We start from the raw sequence: 16,297 nt of genomic DNA on the forward strand, positions 1-16,297 counted from the left end.
TTATTCGCGTTCTGCGACAAAGCTTACAAGTCCATTTTCTTCAAATGGTATGGTGAATCCTATTACCTCCTTGCTACCCAATAAACCTTCTATAGGCGTAACGTATTTGCTTCCCGGTCCTCTTCTTGCACCAAGCAAACGACTTTCCGCATGCGATTCAATTACTGTTTGACCTGATCGAGTAATCATATAAGTGCGAACTGCGTTGCCCATCGAGTGGCTTTTCAGGAATAGCTCAGGTTGCTGGATATACTGCGAAAACATTTCGACGACGCATTGAGAATCTGATGTTGCTTTTTGAGATGCGAGCCTCAGGAGGACGAGATACGTGTGTATCACGTCCGGGCGCCATGCTGACGATTCTTTGGATAATGAAAATGTGCTTACGCGATCCTCTCTAGGCACGAGCACAACGATTGAGTCCGACACTAGGAGCGCCGCATTTACGTCATGAAGCGCAAGAACTGCAATTCCCTGGAAATCATCGACCATCGTTCGGCATTGCTCGAGAACCCAAAGCGTCATGCCTGGATCAAGCGCCGAGACAAATTCATCGCCCACTAATACTGCTGGTTTAAGAAGGATCGCTTGCGCCAGTGCTGCACGTTGAACCTCTCCTCCCGATAATTCTCCAACGGTGGCGTTAAATCGATGTCCTAGATTTAGCGATTCTAATACTTCCGCGACCCTTTGCTTCTTGTTGTTCCGAGGCGCTCCACGCGGAGTAGGTGGAGTATCGAAAGGTAGTTTGCAAAGAAAGCGTCCAATTTCCCAGTTGGGATTGAACGGCATTGTTTGTGGTATATAGAGAGCTTTAGGAAGTATTTGACCTGCCGCAAGTCGGGTGTCGCGAAAATACCTATTGCCACTTGTAGATATTCCTTCCTCGTGAAAACCTAGTAAAGCCAGCAGTAAAGTCGTTTTCCCAATTCCTGATGGCCCCATAAGAGTTACGATACGCCCGCTGCTCACTGATAGTTCTAAGGGCCCAACAATCAAATGTGAACCTCGTATTATTCCAAATTCACGCAGCTTTAACATAACAAGTTACCTTAAAAAGCTAATTCCTATGAGTCGGCGGCTCCACCAAAGAGTTGAGCAAACCAAATAGTCTAAAAGAATGCCGAGAAGGCCCAACCATATACATGATGCCAAGACGCGTGCCTCACTATCAGTAGCCAGATACTGTTTGCTAATGAGGAATCCTAATCCATTCGAGAAAAAGGTGCCGTCATCCCATAATCCTTGCCACTCTCCAATGACCACGACAACTAACGCAATAGAAACGCCCAAACGAGCTGCCGCTCCTAGCGTAGCACCAAGGTGTGGGAGCAATCCGTACGCAATTAGAGAAATCCCGCGAAATCCAACTAGGCGCAAAGCAAACGTCTCCCGAGCGTTAAGGGACTCCGCTCTGTGATGAAGAACAAGCCACGTAAAAGTAAAGACTACCGTTGCAGCCAACGAAACCGACATCGCTAGACCTAGCCCAAGTCGCGAACTCACAAAAACATGCACTAACGCTACTGCCGGTATTTTTTGCAGTAGTAGTAGAAGAAAGAAAAACAATATCCATCCGATTCGAGATCGTCCAGTAATCAAACAAAATGCTAAGGCTAGCGAGAATCCAAAGAAAACGGCAAGAATCGCTCGAGTCCCTGTGGCGAGGAAGTCGATATAAGTAGTTATGCCAATTGTTGATTGGCCAAAGTACTTAAGCACCAATGCAAGGGGCGGCCATCCTAGTGGCAGAAGGAGTACGTGCCAGAGCACTGCCAGCGATATACATGACCCGGCCACACCAAGCAATATTATCCGAAGTTGTTCTTTCATGGTGTGACTCGCTCCGGCCAGATCTCTTTCAGTAGCGAGTCGTCAACGAGTGCGTCGACCGAAGCCGGGGCTCGGAGTTGATCTGGATATCTGGTGACAAGGTAATTAATTTCGTTTTCCAGATTTTTTCTTAGAGTAGATGCGCTAAGGCCGAGACGTAACGGTTGGAGCTCAAACGTGACCATTCTAGGTAGCCGGTCCGGTACATCGTTTGTGCGGCGGCCCCAAACCTGCTGGATAAACTCATTCTGATCCACGAGTGCCGCCAACTGGTGGTCAATGTCTTTAAATGATCGAAGCAATTCGAGTAATGCTGGGCGAATAGTCGCAAGGTCCGCGCGACGGACGACGATACTGTAGTAAAGATTATAAAGCCCTCCTTCTCCCAGGGTGTACTCTTGTGGGTTGCCTGTAAGGATGTTTGTGATGAATGGATCTACCAACAAGCCAAATGAGAGTGCATCGGGGGATTCGCTTTCTTTCGTAAGAAGCGATACAATCATGGGGAATCCAGTTTTTTCGACCTTCGGGACGGCTACATCTTCACGCCGTAAGTGAAGTCTTTCCAGAAGCTTATCATAGGCAAACTCAATGCTGCTTCTTGGAATATATAGGCTTCTGAGTGGCTTCTTTTCCCAGTTATTTCGAAAAACCGGTCGTATAACTTGGTCGGATACGTATACCGTGCCGATGATAACTAAATCTTCACCTTTTGTTACCAGTCCTGCGACGACACCTTGCGTGCATAAGACAAAGTCAGGCCGATTGGTCGATCCGCCACCAGCGACAAGGAGCGCACCGGACTCGCTTCCTGATGATGTCCAAACCATTCTATTGGCATCGGAGCGTCGCGCCCAGAGCATTGCAAACGCGTCGTAGGGCGTGTAAGACGATGCGCCTTTGAGTGTTCCCGTCTTTGTAGTGGGTGGCGGATTGCCACATGCGGATAACAGTAAACAAACAGCCACGAGTACGCTTTTATAGTTTGGCATGTGGGGCTCCGCCTGTATGGCATTAGTCGTTGTAGGGCTCGTATAAAAAAATACGGGTTATATTTGATCGGGTACCGGGTCGGGGGTAAAATTGAGATTACTAGAATACTTCGGTTGAAATGAAAATAGAGCTAAAGTAGGTATAAAGCAAAAGAATTGCCCAAGAGCATTCATTGGCAGGTTGATCTGGTACTTTTAGCATGCGTTGAGTGATTGACGCTAGCGTTTTCTGGAGAAAACGATCTGGAAGGCGTACAACGTTACCTTCGCGGCCTCGAAGATATGCGGTCCATAGGGAGGTTAGGCGTTCTGCGCCCTCTGATGTCTTGTAAAGAATATTCAGCGATTTCCGTATGCATAGAGCAGTGTCGTTGGTTGTAGAGGGAAGGTCCTTCGGATCGGGGCGAAGATGACCGATGATATGCTCTATTTTGCCAAGAAAGCGTGCAAAGTCTTGGATAAGAAGAGACATTCCGGCTTGGTTGTGTAACGCGTTACTGCCCTGAAGGTGTGTCGCTATAAGAGACGGAAACAACGCATCCAACTCTTCATGAGTGAAGACATTTAAGTCGTACGCGCTCTCGCGATCTATTCGGAGATAGTCCTGGCGGTGAGCCCACTCGAGGTCTCTCGGAAAGTAGGACAGGACCAGATCAGGTCGATTATCGGTAAAACGGAGCTTTAGATGTTGGGCTGCCGTTTCTCCCCAAGTACCTTTCTCATATACCGCAGTAAGCGTCCGTTCGTGTGGATGCCTATTCTCTAAAGTTTGGTGGCTTAATGTCTCACGGGCGGAGGAGGATATAAATACGGAGGGAAAGATGTCGCAGACCCCAGAAATAGAAATATAGGTGCAAAGGGAGTGAGTACTTCTCACTCTCCGTTCGCCAGGCCTTTGTGCACGACGGGGGATCAGCAATGGAGGAGACCAACTCGAACAGAATGCCGAACTCTCCGCTATCGCATCAATGTCGACGGTCTCCCATTGCTGGAGCGACTGGCTCTCCGAGACTCTAGGGTGCTGGGCAACTTCGGCAAGGGCGTTGTCAGCAACAGAAAAGGGGTAAGGCATGTTGCAAAACTCCCCCTTGCTGTGGTTTATATCTATAAAAATCATCGATTTATGATCTATATAAGGGCCTATGCGTGATTGCGGGGTTTCGCTATCGATCTGTTTATTAACGACTTCGCGCCATTCGGGATCAGCAAAGAACCATAGGGGCCACAAGACACCAACCGGTGTGGCCAATACCTGTATATAGCGATTGTTATATAAGTGGATAGCTCTGCTTGCGACTGGGGCAGTCATAGGTCTAGATACACTAGCGGGTGAGCGATACTTCTCTGGCTCCATTATGTCGCTAAATTTCTGGATCGCACAGAATTTATTCCAACCGCCATTTGCGCTTACAAGATCCAGAGCATATTGTCCCCATTCTGTAGCGTGTTTGTCGTAAACGGCTACTGGCCCTCCACGTTTGCGCGTTGATATGGTACTTTTGACTTCATCGACGGATAGCCCATGTAAGGCTTGCAGCAGTTTCCCATATCTAACGGAAATGTTGTTAGCATGTGGGTATCCATAAAAAGGTGCAAGTGAATAGGGGGATAAAATCGTAGCGGATCCGGTTCTTGTAGGGGCATTAGCTGAAGCAAACGAACCAGTGATAACTTCGGTGTACGCTGCAAAACGCAATGCTTTTGCATAGTGAGCGATGTCATTATCAGTTAAAGACGCATTTGGATTCACTGGCGTATCAAAAAGTGGGCACTGGTTCAGTTTGGTTCTTCCTTATCCTTATGTTTTTGTAGTATTTTTATAACCTGGGCTGTCGAACTCTAAGGACCTCATCCCACGAGAGTCCCTGCTGGAGAATCCCCAGAGCCACCGCAGGAACCTGTTTTGTCGTGAAGTGGCTGCGAATAAAGTTATGGACAATCCACAACATATCCAATGTTCTTTGCAAACCAGAAATGCTCTTCGCGTACGTATTCGTTCGGCGGCGATAAGCAGAATTCTTTCGCCGAAATGAAGCGTTCGATGCTTCCAAATGATTAGCATGAATATCGGCTGGCGTCACATCTTGATCGGTTTCTGGATGCTCCGGATGAGGGGTTTCGTATTTGGGACGCGAGTGCCCCGTTCTATCAGTTCCTTTCCCTTTATTCTTAAGGCGCACCTTCACACCGCGACGAAGCACTTTCGGTGGGCGGCCGCGTTTTCCGGTTCGCAATACTTCGTGGCAAATTTCAAACAGGAGATTGCCATACCGACGTTCCCCGTCGGTGACTAGAGTGACATCGCCAGTACGCAGGATGACATCTCTAAGTATTTGTATGGCATATGAAAATAGGCTGCGATCCTTTTTCCCGCACTGAAGCGCCCAGATAAATCGACTTGCCCTTTCCATCAGTACGATCGTCCAGCCTTCACAATCCTCCGGGGGGACATTCCTATTCACTTTCGTATAAAGCTCATCACCTTCGATCAGTTGCTCAATAAAGGTGTGCGTCAGGGCATATATGACCAGCACATCCTTGCAATCGGCCAGGCGACGCTCCCATAGGAGCAACGTATTCTTCGCAATCGCGAAGGCCCGGCAGGCGGCGTTCAAGCCGATCCCCTCAGTGCGCGTTTTGAGCACTTGAATGATGAAGCTGGTCGGTTTCCTGAGCCCCTCGATAAGGGTGGCTTTGGTCTCGGAAAAGAGCCTATTGCAACTTTGACATCGCCACAGCAAACGCGTACCGTTATGACCGGTTTGATACGTCTTGTGATGCCGACAATTCTGTGAATTGCAATGAGGGCATGTCCATTGTCCGTTCAAGAAGTTCTCACTTATTCAAAAAGTGACGGAAACCCGCGCCGAACTAGATATATTACATATATTTCAATGTCTTGTAAACAGGAATTAAACTGAACCAGTGCCAAAAAGTGGAGCAAGGTCGAATTCCGGAAAATCGACTTGGCGATCATGTTTCCGGCGGGCGTTCTGTGTAGGTTGCTGAAAAATATTTACCATGTGGGCCAAAGTTGCTGCCCATACACAGTGCGAGTGGACTGCGGCGTATCCTGGAAATGCCATAACGGTTTAGTCAGGTTTGTTGTGGCAGAAGGTATCTAGTAACTAACCAACTTAACTTAAGACGGAAAATTCCCTGTCTCTGTCTGGGGCGCCAGCTTGATATTTCGGGCACTTAATGATCATCGCGCCATGCTCCAGTAGTGTCCAGACAATCCTGATAAAGAGCGACTGGCTCTTTTTTGATCACTAGGTCTACTCGTTCGTGTGTGACCTTGCTCTCGTAGCTCGTCTATGCCGATCAGGATTGGGTTTACTTAAAGAGGGAAGAAACCGAAATGCCTTGTATCTATCGGTGTTGGGGGCGTCGCTGCTGGCTGAACCCCTGCACTAAAATAAAATTCAGCATCTTTATGATAGTTCGCAGCCTAAAGCTCAGAAATTCAGATCCACTTCAGAAGAAGTATAAACCAAAGCGACGGAGATGTCGCGCATAGCTGTGGTCATGGTGAGGGCGTGATCGGGAATATGCCGCCGGCTTCCTGTTATTGGTCTGCAGCGCCTATAATCTGCGAGCGAAATCAGTAGAGTGCTTGAAAGTGCAATTATCGATGCGGCGATTACATTATCCCAGAACGGATCAAACTATCGGTTGAAGGTCGAGCCAACTGACGACGATTGCACTTTAAATTCCTTTAACGTGTAAATGGTGTTCGCTTTCATATAATTCGCCGGAACGAAAGTCAAGTTTAGCTGGGCAGCAATAAGCATTCTGGCCCGTTGTGATTTGAGCGATGAGCAAACTATCGGTGTGGGATAATACGAAATACTCTGGTCGCTTGATTACGGTTGAGAGAAAACTTCTTAATAGCAATGGCTTGTCGTTGCGCGTTTCAGTGTGTATTCTGTTTTTCGAGGGATCTAGACAAAGGGCTTGCGGCTCGTTGATATGGCGAGCGGCCGGTGTTTGGCAAATTGCAAATGAGGTGAAAATATGCACGCGCTATTGAATGTCCTGCATGTGCTTGTCGTCGTCTTGACTCTGGTAATTCTGGCATTGGAGGGCTGTAATGGGGCTGGCAAAGAGCCCATTTCAAAGGTGATCCCTGCCCCGTTGGATAGGCATCCCCCGAAGACCTCACCGCAAGACGATCACTCATAGCTTTATGGAACTTGCGTCTGGCGTCGTCTTAGTTACGATAATGGCAAGATGGACAAGGACGTCCAGACAGGGGTGCGCCAGCAGCCAATCGAGTTGTGCCTTGATGGGGCGCACCAACTGCTCTCCTCTCATTATCAATAGGGCAGTCACCATAGTCGTAAATTGTTGCTTTAGTTGTACTTCTAGACATCTGTTAGGGGTGCGAGCGAAGGTGCCGCAGTCGGCCTATCGACGGGTTGCGCTGGAATCCCATGACTGATGTTGTCTGGCAACTGAAACGGTAGTGGATACAACGGCCCCGCTCGGGGCCTTCCTGTTTTTGGTGTCGGCGGTGGTCCTGTCTGGATTCGCGCCCCCGATTGCTAGTATAACCCCGACGGTCTCCAGGCACTCACCCTGGTCGATCCGCTGCGCTACTACCTGGTGATCCTGCGCGGGGTCTTTCTGGAGGGGGCCGGATTCGACCTGCTGTGGGGGCAGATGTGGCCCCTGGCCCTGATCGCGCTCGCCACTCTGGGGGCGGCGGGGTGGCTGTTCCGGCATCGGATGGGGTAGGGCGCCCGCCCATTGAGGACGGTTGTATTTTGAGGGGCAACGCCTACAATGTAGAGACACGTATATCCAAACGGGGTTCCCATGCGATTACAGGTGGCCAAGTGGGGCAACAGTCTGGCCGTTCGGTTGCCGGTCGACTATCTGCGGGCGGCGGGTCTCAAGGAGGGTGACGAGCTGGAGGCGCAGGTGACGGCCATGGGTGAGATCCGACTCAGTCCGATGCAGCACTTCGACAAGGTGGCCTTTCTGGAGCGCGTGGCGCGGTTGCGGGCAGGTTTGCCGATGACCGCGACGACCGTCGAGGCGATGCGTCAGGAGGAGCGGTACTGATGGTCTATCTCGACACCAGCGCGGCGGTTGCACTGTTCGTTCCGGAATCGGCGAGCGAGCAGGTTGCGGCCTGGTTTGCCGCTTGCGCCGAGCAGGTCGTCGCCGCGGACTGGATTTTGACGGAGTTCGCCAGTGCTCTCTCGCTCAAGCAACGGCGCGGCGAAATCAAGGCTGAAGATGCGCAGGTCCTGTGGAGCGAATTCAAGGCGTTCTGCGGCACCGGGTTACGCTTGATCCCGGTGACCCGTGTGGCTTTCGAGGAAGCCGCGCGCATGGTGCGGGATGCCGACAGCGGCCTGCGTGCGGGCGATTCCCTACATTTGGCGGTGGCGCTGGAGGTGGGCGCGACTCGTCTCGTCACCACGGATGCGACGCTCGCGGTGAACGCGACCAGGAAAGGTCTTCAGACTGTTCCGTTGTGATGGCGCCTGGACTCCTCGCCGGGTCCCGCCCCCGCGCCGCCCCCGGGTGTGGCCGCGGCTCTGGTAGAATCTTCAGCCTGTCCCCTGCCCAGGAAGTCCCGCGCGACCATGACCGTCCGTACCCGTTTTGCCCCGTCCCCCACCGGTTATCTGCACGTCGGTGGTGCCCGCACCGCGCTCTTCTGCTATCTGCATGCCCGCAAGCATGGGGGGCGGTTCGTGCTGCGCATCGAGGACACGGACCTGGAGCGCTCCAGCGCCGAGTCCGTGAACGCCATCCTGGAGGGCATGAGCTGGCTGGGACTGGACTACGACGAGGGGCCCTTCTATCAGACCGAGCGCTTCGATCGGTACAACGCCGTGATCCTGGAACTGTTGTCGCGCGATCTGGCCTACCGCTGCGACTGTCCCAAGGAGCGTCTGGACGGGCTGCGCGAGCAGCAGATGGCCGACAAGCAGAAGCCGCGCTATGACGGGCATTGCCGGGCCCGCGCGATCGATCCGGCGAGCCCCCATGTGATCCGCTTCCGCAACCCGCTCGAGGGCGCGGTGGTGGTGGACGACCTGATCCGCGGCCGGATGGTCTTCAGCAACACCGAGCTCGACGACCTGATCATCCGCCGCACCGACGGCTCGCCCACCTACAACCTCGCGGTGGTGGTGGACGATGCCGACATGGCCATCAGCCACGTCATCCGCGGCGACGACCACATCAACAACACTCCGCGTCAGATCAACATCCTGCGCGCGCTGGGAGTGGAGCCGCCGCGGTACGCCCATGTCCCCATGATCCTGGGCGACGATGGGGCGCGGCTGTCCAAGCGCCACGGGGCGGTCAGCGTCATCGCCTACCGGGACGCGGGCTACCTGCCGGAGGCCCTGCTCAACTATCTGGTGCGCCTGGGCTGGTCACACGGCGACCAGGAGGTCTTCAGCCTGGACGAGATGATCGCCCTGTTCGACATCACGGACGTGAACAAGGCCGCCTCCAGCTTCAACACCGACAAGCTCGATTGGCTCAATCAGGAATATCTCAAGCTCGCGGACCCGGCGCGGGTCGCCAACCTGCTGCGCACCCACTTGGGCGCGCTGGGCATCGACCCCACCCAGGGACCGGACCCGGAACTGGTGGTCGCGGCCCAGGCGGCCCGCGCCAAGACCTTGGTGGAATTGGCCGCGATCAGCGCCTTCTGTTACGAGGACTTTGCCGACTACGATCCCGACGCGGCCAAGAAGCACCTGCGCCCCGTCGCCCGTGAGGCCCTGACCCGCCTGCGCGCGGCCTTCGAGATGATGGCGTTGGAGGATTGGACCCCGGAGTCCTTGCACCGGGCGGTGGAGCGGGTGGCGGAGGAGTTGGACGAGAAGCTCGGCAAGGTCGCCCAGCCGCTGCGGGTGGCGATCGTCGGGCGGGCCGCCTCGCCGGGGATCGACGTCACCCTGCAACTGGTGGGCAAGGAGGCGACGCTACGCCGTCTCGACCGCGCGCTGGCCTTCATCGCGCAGCGCGAGGGGCAGGCCGGGGCCTGACCCCTCCGGCAGGTCGCGGCCCGGCCGATCCGCTATGATGAAAGGTTGAGCACCACCAGGGACCAAGATGACGTGAACCAGCCCCCTAAACGATGCGATCAGTCTGCCGAGGGCCCGGCCGGGCGCCATTTCCGGCCTGTGCTGGCGGGCCTGTGTGTGTTGTCGGTCTTGAGCGGTTGCGCCTCGCTTGGGTCCTTCGGCGGCGGTTCCAAGAGCGCTCCCGCGCCGCCCGCCGTCGCGGCCGCCAAGGGCACCCGGACGGGTCAGCAGACTCCAGGGGCGACGCCGTCCAAGGTCCAAGGTGCCCCGAAGGCTGCGGCCCCAGCCCCGGACCTGACCACACCGCCTGAGCCCCAGTGGCGTACCACGGGCGAGGTCCTGGGCCTGAACCCACCGGCGCAGCAACCGGTCCCGGTGGGGCAGGGCAGTCCGGCCTTCACCCCCTTCAGTCCAGACCTGCCGGATTTGCGCCGGGAGGTCGCCTTGATCTGCGGCTCGGCCCGGCTTGGCAAGCAAAAGGACTATCTGGCGCCCCTGGTGACTGACCTCTTCCTGTCCAACGCGGACCCGGCCTTCGCCACCGAGGCCCTGATCCAGGGCGACTGCGGCCCGCTTGCCGAGGTGGTGCGCGAGCTGGTCGCCCAGGGCGGCAACGAGGTGGTGTCGGCGGTGGTCAATCGCGCTTTGTTCCTGGGCGGTCCGCGGGCCGAGGGGACCATCCGGGCGGCCGCCTCCAGCGGCCTGAACCGGGACCTGGTGTCGCCGCTCCAGCGCTCCGAGCCGACCGGCGACGCCGGCTCTCTGGCCTATGCCATGGCCTATTTCCCCTCGCGCGGGGCCGAGACCGGGGTCGCGACCGCCACCGCCATCAACACCCTCTACAGCAACGCCACCCCGGGTTATGGCGTCTATACCTTCGTCCTCCTGGGCGCCGGCTTCGATCCCGCCAAGGACGCCGACCGCGCCCGCTACGCGGAGTTGCTGCGGGTGATTGAAACCTATGTCCTGGCGGGCGACCAGGGCGCCCGCGGACCCCGCGCCGAGGCCCACGCCTTCCTGATCGCCATCCGGCCGGACCGCAAGGAGGCCAAGCTGAGCGAGCAGACCGGCCCCGAGTTCTCCGCGGCCATCCGCCAGGACCTGATCCAATACCTGCGGCGCAGCAATCAACCGGACCTGGCCCGGCGCCTGGAGACGCTGCCCGGGCCCTTCCTGATCTCCGGCCTGGAACCGCGCCTGCTGCCCACGAGCCAGGCCGCCCCGCGCCTGGTGAGCGACCTTTCGGGCCTGGGCGCCGAGTACCTCTATGCCGTGGTCGACGCCTATGACCGGCCCATCCCGGCCGAACAGCAGGGCCGACCGGAGGGACTCGCCGCCATCCGCGAGCGCCTGCTCGGGCTCTTCAGCCGCAAGGTCGCGACCGAAGAACTGAGCCCGGCGCTCAAGGACGCCTGGGTCTTCCGCCTCGGCGACCCCCTCGTCCCCAAGCCCCAGGACGCCACGGCGCCGGCCGCGGCCGGGTCGACTCCGGGCGAGTCCGCGTCCCCCGATCAGCCGGCGGCCCAGACCGGCCCCCAGCCCGCAACCCAGGCCGCCGGCCCCACCCCCGCAGTGCGCAAACGCGCCCCCAAGAAGGCAGTCCGCCGCTCATGACCATCACCAGTCTCTCGACCCTGCTGCGTTACCTGCTCGGCATCTTCCTGCTCCAGGGGGTGACCGGGCTCCTGGTCTATACCGCGTTGCGCACGGATTGGCAGACCACCTGGCCGCTCTTCGCCGCCGTCGGGGTCGCCGTGGGTACCATGGCCGCCTTCTGGTTCAGCACCATCGCCGGTGCCGGCCGCCACCATGTGGTCGCCCGGGCCGCCGAGCGCTTCTCCAAAGAGCGCGAGCAACTGCGCCTCAAGGCCGAGCAGCAGCGGATCAAGGAGGTCCGCAGCAGCCTCAAGGCGGCGCGCGGCCTGGGCGCGGGCATGAGCCTGAAATCCGCGGTGGTGGTCGGCGGTGCCGTGAGCCTGGGGTTGACGATGATGCTCACCCAGTTCATCACGCTGGGGCTGCTCACCATCGCCTCCGCCGGGGGCGCGGCCCTGGGCTACGGCGTGCGGGTCCGCCAGGAGAAGCTGATCGCCAAGCGCGAACTGCTGGGCGAGGAGCGGGCGCTGCGCGTCATTGAGGTCCAGGACGCGGTCCCGGCCATTACCAGCCGTCGGCGCAAACCGCGCTCGCGGCCCGATGAACCGGCCGATTCGACGGGTTGATCGGTCGCAAAGGAGCCGGGGCGTCCCGCCGCGCTGGCGAACGTCTCGGGGTGGATGCGGCGCGATGCAGCGCCGTGCCTAGTTCGCGGCGCGGTGCCGCGCGCCCCTCTCGTTCCCACGCTCCAGCGTGGGAATGCAGTGCGGGCGCTCCGCGTCCCGTCTGGTTACTGGACGCGGAGCGCCCGCACTTGCTCCCACGCGGGAGCGTGGGAGCCAGCAGCGCTTAAACTTAGGCGGTTTCCGGAAAACCTTGTACTAAAGGACGGGGAGCCTCGTGGATAAGGCGTGCGCGAGGACCTTGCAGGCCGGGCACAGCGCTTGATCGCGCCGCATCCACCAAGCCTCTGCTGGATTTAGGTTGACCGCACCGCGACCGTAGGGTGCGCCGTGCGCACCATGGCGCCGACCGAAACCCTGGCCACGGCGATCAACCGCAGCCTCTCAAGGTGCGCACGGCGCACCCTACGTCAATGGTCAAGCAATTGCGCCAGGTGGTATCAGTCTGTCGTTCCGTTCACCGCACACCAATCCGCCTGCACCAGATTGCGCGCCGTCCGCTCGAACACCAGCCCGACCTCGAACAGGCCCTTGCCCGGCAGGCCGCGGTATTTGTCGCTATAGCCGCGGGCGCGAAGCTGCGCCAGGGCCGGGTTGGCGGCGCCGTCCCGCGCCGGCTCCGGCGCGCCCTCATCCCCGATTGATTCCGGCGCCGTCGGCGGGCGCCGGGCCTGGCGCGGTGCCAGCTTGATCTCGATGACGTAGATATAGTCGGCCAGCTTGATGGTCAGGTCCACCTGGCCCTGGTTGCTCACGTCCTCGGGAATGATCTCGGCATTGAGGCTGGCGAAGAAGGCATAGAGCACACTGGCGTAATAGCCCTCGGCCTCGGGGAGATCGTTGCCGGTAAAGTTGCGCCAGGGGATGCCGGCGAACAGTCGCTGGATGGCGGCGATCAGGCCAGCGACGTCGCCTTGCGTCAAGGGGTCGTAGATGGCCTGTTGCCAATTCAGGCGTTCGCTCGGCAGGCGGCCCGTATAGGCATCGACCAGGTGGTTGGCGAGCGCCTGGCGCACTTCCTGGTTGGGGACGCGCAGTTTGAACAGCCATTGGTCGAAGGACTGGCGCGCCTGGTCGATGGTCAGATAGCCGGTCTGAAACAGCAGCGTCACCGGGTCGATCCGCTCGATGTCGAACGAGTCCAGGATTTCCTCGCTGGCCTCGATTCCTTCCAATGCGGGCAGGAAGGTCTGCCGGCGCTGCAAGAGCTTGAGCAGAAAGCTTGGGCTGCCCGTCTCGAACCAGTAGTTGCGGTACATCTGGCCTTTACGAATGAACAGGAGAATATCGAAGGGGTTGTAGACCGGCTCGCCGAGAAAGTTGTAGCCGTTGTACCAGCGTTTGAGTCTGTCCCAATCGACCCCGGCCAGATGCCCGCCAAAGGTGGTCGTAAGGTCCGCCTGGGTGTAGCCGCAGAGGGTGGCGACCCGCGCATCCAGCGTCAGGTCTTCAAGCTGGTTCAACCCCGAAAACAGGCTGACCTTGCTGAATTTGGTCACCCCGGTCATGAAGACGAACTGGATATGGGCATCCTGTGTCTTCATGGTCGAGTAAAGATTCTTCAGCCCCTCGCGCAACACCGCGATACGCTCCGGATGCTCGATGCTGTCGAGGATCGGCTTGTCGTACTCGTCGACCAGGATCACCACGCGCCGGCCGCCGGCCTCATGGGCGCGGATGATCAACTCGGCAAAGCGGCCGGCGATGCTGGTGGACTCGCAGTGGATGCCCAGACGACGCTGATTGAAGCCCAGCAACTCGTGGATCGTCTCATCCAGACCCTCGGGGCTCTGCACCACCCCCCCGGCAAAATCGAGCCGGATCACCGGATGGCGGCGCGACCAGTCCCAGTGGGGGTGGATGTCGAGCCCCCGAAACAGGGCCTCGCTGCCCTCGAACAGTTCCTTGAGCGTATCCAGAAACAGGCTCTTGCCGAAGCGGCGCGGGCGCGACAGAAAGTAGTATTTGCCCCCGTTCGCCAGGGCCAGGGCGTGCGCCGTCTTGTCGACATAGGTGTAACCCTCGGTGATGATCTCGCTGAAGGTCTGGATGCCGATCGGGAGTTTTTTGAGGGGCGGATTCATGGTATCTGTAGCGAAAGCGGGCGCAGGATGGTTCCGAGTCTAGACCCAGCCGCTGGCTATCGCCAGCCACCCGATCCGCAGCTTCCGGTAGGATACCGCTTGCCGTCACCACATCGAGCGCCAGGACCATGAGCACCGCAACCCCGCGCTGGGTCATGCACCTGGACATGGACGCCTTCTACGCCGCGGTCGAGCAGCGCGACGACCCGACCCTGCGGGGACGCCCGGTCGTGGTCGGCGCCCAGCCCGGCGGGCGCGGGGTGGTGGCCACCTGCTCCTACGAGGCCCGGCGCTTCGGCATCCACTCGGCCATGCCCATCAACGAGGCCCACCGGCGCTGTCCGGACGCGGTCTACCTGCGTCCGCGCATGGCGCATTACCTGGAGGTCGCCCGCCAGATCCGCGCGGTCATGGCCGCCTGTGCCCCGGTGGTGGAGGCGATCTCCATCGACGAGGCCTTTCTCGACGTGAGCGGGCTCGGGCACCTGGTCGGCCCGCCGGAGACCATCGGTCGGCGGATCAAGGAAGCGATCCGCGCCGCGGTCGGCCTGACCGCCTCGGTCGGGATCGGCCCGAATCGGCTGGTGGCCAAGATCGCCTCGGACTTCGGCAAGCCGGACGGGTTGATCGTGGTGCCCCCGGAGCGGGTGCTGGACTTCCTGGGCGGGCAGCCGGTCGGCGCCCTGCGCGGGGTCGGCCGCCGGACCCTGCCCCTGCTCACGCGGCTCGGACTGCGCACCGTCGCCGACCTGCGCGGGTTGTCGCTCACCCGGTTGCAGGCCGAGTTGGGGCCCCGCGCCGCCACCAGCCTTTATCAGCAGGCGCGGGGCATCGCCTCCGATCGGGTCGGGGAGTGCGCCGCCCGCAAGTCGCTCTCCAAGGAAACCACCTTCGGGGTGGACGTCGCCGATCCCCAGGTGTTGCGCGACACCCTGCGCGACCTGGCGGCCGAGGTCGCCGCCGCGGCCCGGCAGGAGGGGATCGCGGGGCGCACCGTGACGCTGAAGATCCGCTTCTGCGGCTTCGAGACCCATACCCGACAGCGGCGGCTGCCGCGGCGCAGCGACGACGCCCGCACCCTGTTCACCGCCGCCTGGTCGCTGTACGAGGCTGGCCGCTGGGAGGGCAAGCCCGTGCGCCTGATCGGGCTGGGGATCGCCGATCTGGGGACCCCGGAGCCGGTCCAGCCGGACCTGTTCGACAGCGCGGCCGAGCGCCCCGCGGACAGCGACCGGGAGCGGCGTCTCACGGTCGCGGTCGAGCGTATCCACGCGCGCTTCGGCGCCGGTGCCTTGCGCCGTGGGATGTCCGCAACGGACCAGATGGACCCGACCCGATGTCTGCATCAGACACCGGAGGGTCCGCAATAGCCTTGACCAAAGCCGACCGTGTGGGGGCCAGGGCGGAGGCATGAACTGGCCGGAGTCGCGGTGTCCGACCCGCGTCCGGTTCGGCCTCGTCAATATCCGATCGTTATGGTAGGAAATAACGATTTCAGCTCTACTCCGGCGCAACCTATAGTTCAAACCGTAGGCAGGCGACAAGGAGTCGGAGTGCTGATCCTCACGGATCGACCCCCGCAACCCCTGGTCCAGCTTGCTACACGAACCACAGACACGGCCCAGCCATCTGATTTGAGGTTACTGACATGAGTGACGCGACCCTCCGTTCCAAGACCAACACCGCCATGTGGATGGCTGTCGCCATCTGCCTCGTTCCCCTCGTGCCCTATGCCCTGGGTGGCATGGGCGGATAACCGCGGACTTCGTGGAACTGAAGAAGGCGGCGCGAGCCGCCTTTTTTTTGCGTGGGTCAGTTCAGACGAGGGCAAACAGGCGCAACATATTTTCGTCTGGCGAAAAATCAGGTGCTGCGGTGAGTTACTGCGAGATGCTGTGCGTTATGGTGGGCTACGGTGAAGTGTTGTGAGGCGCCGATAGGTAATACCCAGGCAGGCGTTCACGGCAGACGAAAAATTATAGCGCCAGCGGCCCTAAAAGGCACTGGTTCAGTTTGGTTCTTCCTTATCCTTATGTTTTTGTAGTATT

The 16,297-nt window shown here is 58.8% G+C and carries 12 protein-coding genes; 7 read left to right on the forward strand and 5 right to left on the reverse strand.

Annotation, left to right across the window (positions count from 1 at the left end; all coding sequences use genetic code 11):
* The 4 genes from THSYN_RS04670 to THSYN_RS04675 all read right to left on the reverse strand — a co-directional run bounded on the left by THSYN_RS04670 (nt 1) and on the right by THSYN_RS04675 (nt 5,653).
* Nucleotides 1–1,041: an ABC transporter ATP-binding protein gene (locus THSYN_RS04670; RefSeq protein ID WP_100918108.1), complete on the reverse strand. Its 1,041-nt coding sequence runs from the start codon at nt 1,039–1,041 to the stop codon at nt 1–3.
* A gap of 788 nt (nt 1,042–1,829) precedes the next feature.
* On the reverse strand, nt 1,830–2,825 hold the full coding sequence (locus THSYN_RS33435) for a substrate-binding domain-containing protein (protein ID WP_157817457.1): 996 nt from the start codon (nt 2,823–2,825) through the stop codon (nt 1,830–1,832).
* Nucleotides 2,826–2,925: 100 nt separating this feature from the next.
* Complete coding sequence (locus THSYN_RS33440; RefSeq protein WP_157817458.1) at nt 2,926–4,575, reverse strand: hypothetical protein; 1,650 nt, start codon at nt 4,573–4,575, stop codon at nt 2,926–2,928.
* A gap of 67 nt (nt 4,576–4,642) precedes the next feature.
* Nucleotides 4,643–5,653 carry an IS1 family transposase gene (locus THSYN_RS04675; RefSeq protein ID WP_100917404.1) on the reverse strand — a complete coding sequence of 337 codons (1,011 nt, stop codon included), beginning with the start codon at nt 5,651–5,653 and terminating at the stop codon, nt 4,643–4,645.
* A gap of 1,780 nt (nt 5,654–7,433) precedes the next feature.
* On the opposite strand from THSYN_RS04675, the gene THSYN_RS36610 reads away from it, so the two are divergent.
* From THSYN_RS36610 to THSYN_RS04705, 6 genes are all read left to right on the forward strand, one after another.
* Nucleotides 7,434–7,565, forward strand: a complete 132-nt coding sequence (locus tag THSYN_RS36610; protein ID WP_257791224.1) for a hypothetical protein — start codon at nt 7,434–7,436, stop codon at nt 7,563–7,565.
* Nucleotides 7,566–7,646: 81 nt separating this feature from the next.
* Nucleotides 7,647–7,895: an AbrB/MazE/SpoVT family DNA-binding domain-containing protein gene (locus tag THSYN_RS04685; RefSeq protein WP_100918109.1), complete on the forward strand. Its 249-nt coding sequence runs from the start codon at nt 7,647–7,649 to the stop codon at nt 7,893–7,895.
* Nucleotides 7,895–8,317, forward strand: a complete 423-nt coding sequence (locus tag THSYN_RS04690; protein WP_100918110.1) for a type II toxin-antitoxin system VapC family toxin — start codon at nt 7,895–7,897, stop codon at nt 8,315–8,317. The genes THSYN_RS04685 and THSYN_RS04690 overlap by 1 nt, the downstream gene beginning before the upstream one ends.
* 108 nt (nt 8,318–8,425) lie before the next feature.
* Nucleotides 8,426–9,847, forward strand: a complete 1,422-nt coding sequence (gene gltX / locus THSYN_RS04695) for a glutamate--tRNA ligase (RefSeq protein ID WP_100918111.1) — start codon at nt 8,426–8,428, stop codon at nt 9,845–9,847.
* 72 nt (nt 9,848–9,919) lie between these two features.
* Nucleotides 9,920–11,500 carry a hypothetical protein gene (locus THSYN_RS04700; protein WP_157817459.1) on the forward strand — a complete coding sequence of 527 codons (1,581 nt, stop codon included), beginning with the start codon at nt 9,920–9,922 and terminating at the stop codon, nt 11,498–11,500.
* Nucleotides 11,497–12,108: a hypothetical protein gene (locus THSYN_RS04705; RefSeq protein ID WP_100918113.1), complete on the forward strand. Its 612-nt coding sequence runs from the start codon at nt 11,497–11,499 to the stop codon at nt 12,106–12,108. Before THSYN_RS04700 ends, THSYN_RS04705 begins: the two co-directional genes overlap by 4 nt.
* 497 nt (nt 12,109–12,605) lie before the next feature.
* On the opposite strand, the gene THSYN_RS04710 is transcribed toward THSYN_RS04705, so the two are convergent.
* Nucleotides 12,606–14,249, reverse strand: coding sequence for an ATP-binding protein (locus THSYN_RS04710; protein WP_100918114.1), 1,644 nt, complete (start codon nt 14,247–14,249; stop codon nt 12,606–12,608).
* Nucleotides 14,250–14,377: 128 nt separating this feature from the next.
* Here THSYN_RS04710 and dinB point away from each other — a divergent pair, with 128 nt between their 5' ends.
* Nucleotides 14,378–15,619, forward strand: coding sequence for a DNA polymerase IV (gene dinB / locus THSYN_RS04715; RefSeq protein WP_100918115.1), 1,242 nt, complete (start codon nt 14,378–14,380; stop codon nt 15,617–15,619).
* The last annotated feature ends 678 nt before the right edge of the window (nt 15,620–16,297 follow it).

It is taken from the genome of Candidatus Thiodictyon syntrophicum (genome assembly GCF_002813775.1).
GTDB lineage: Bacteria > Pseudomonadota > Gammaproteobacteria > Chromatiales > Chromatiaceae > Thiodictyon > Thiodictyon syntrophicum.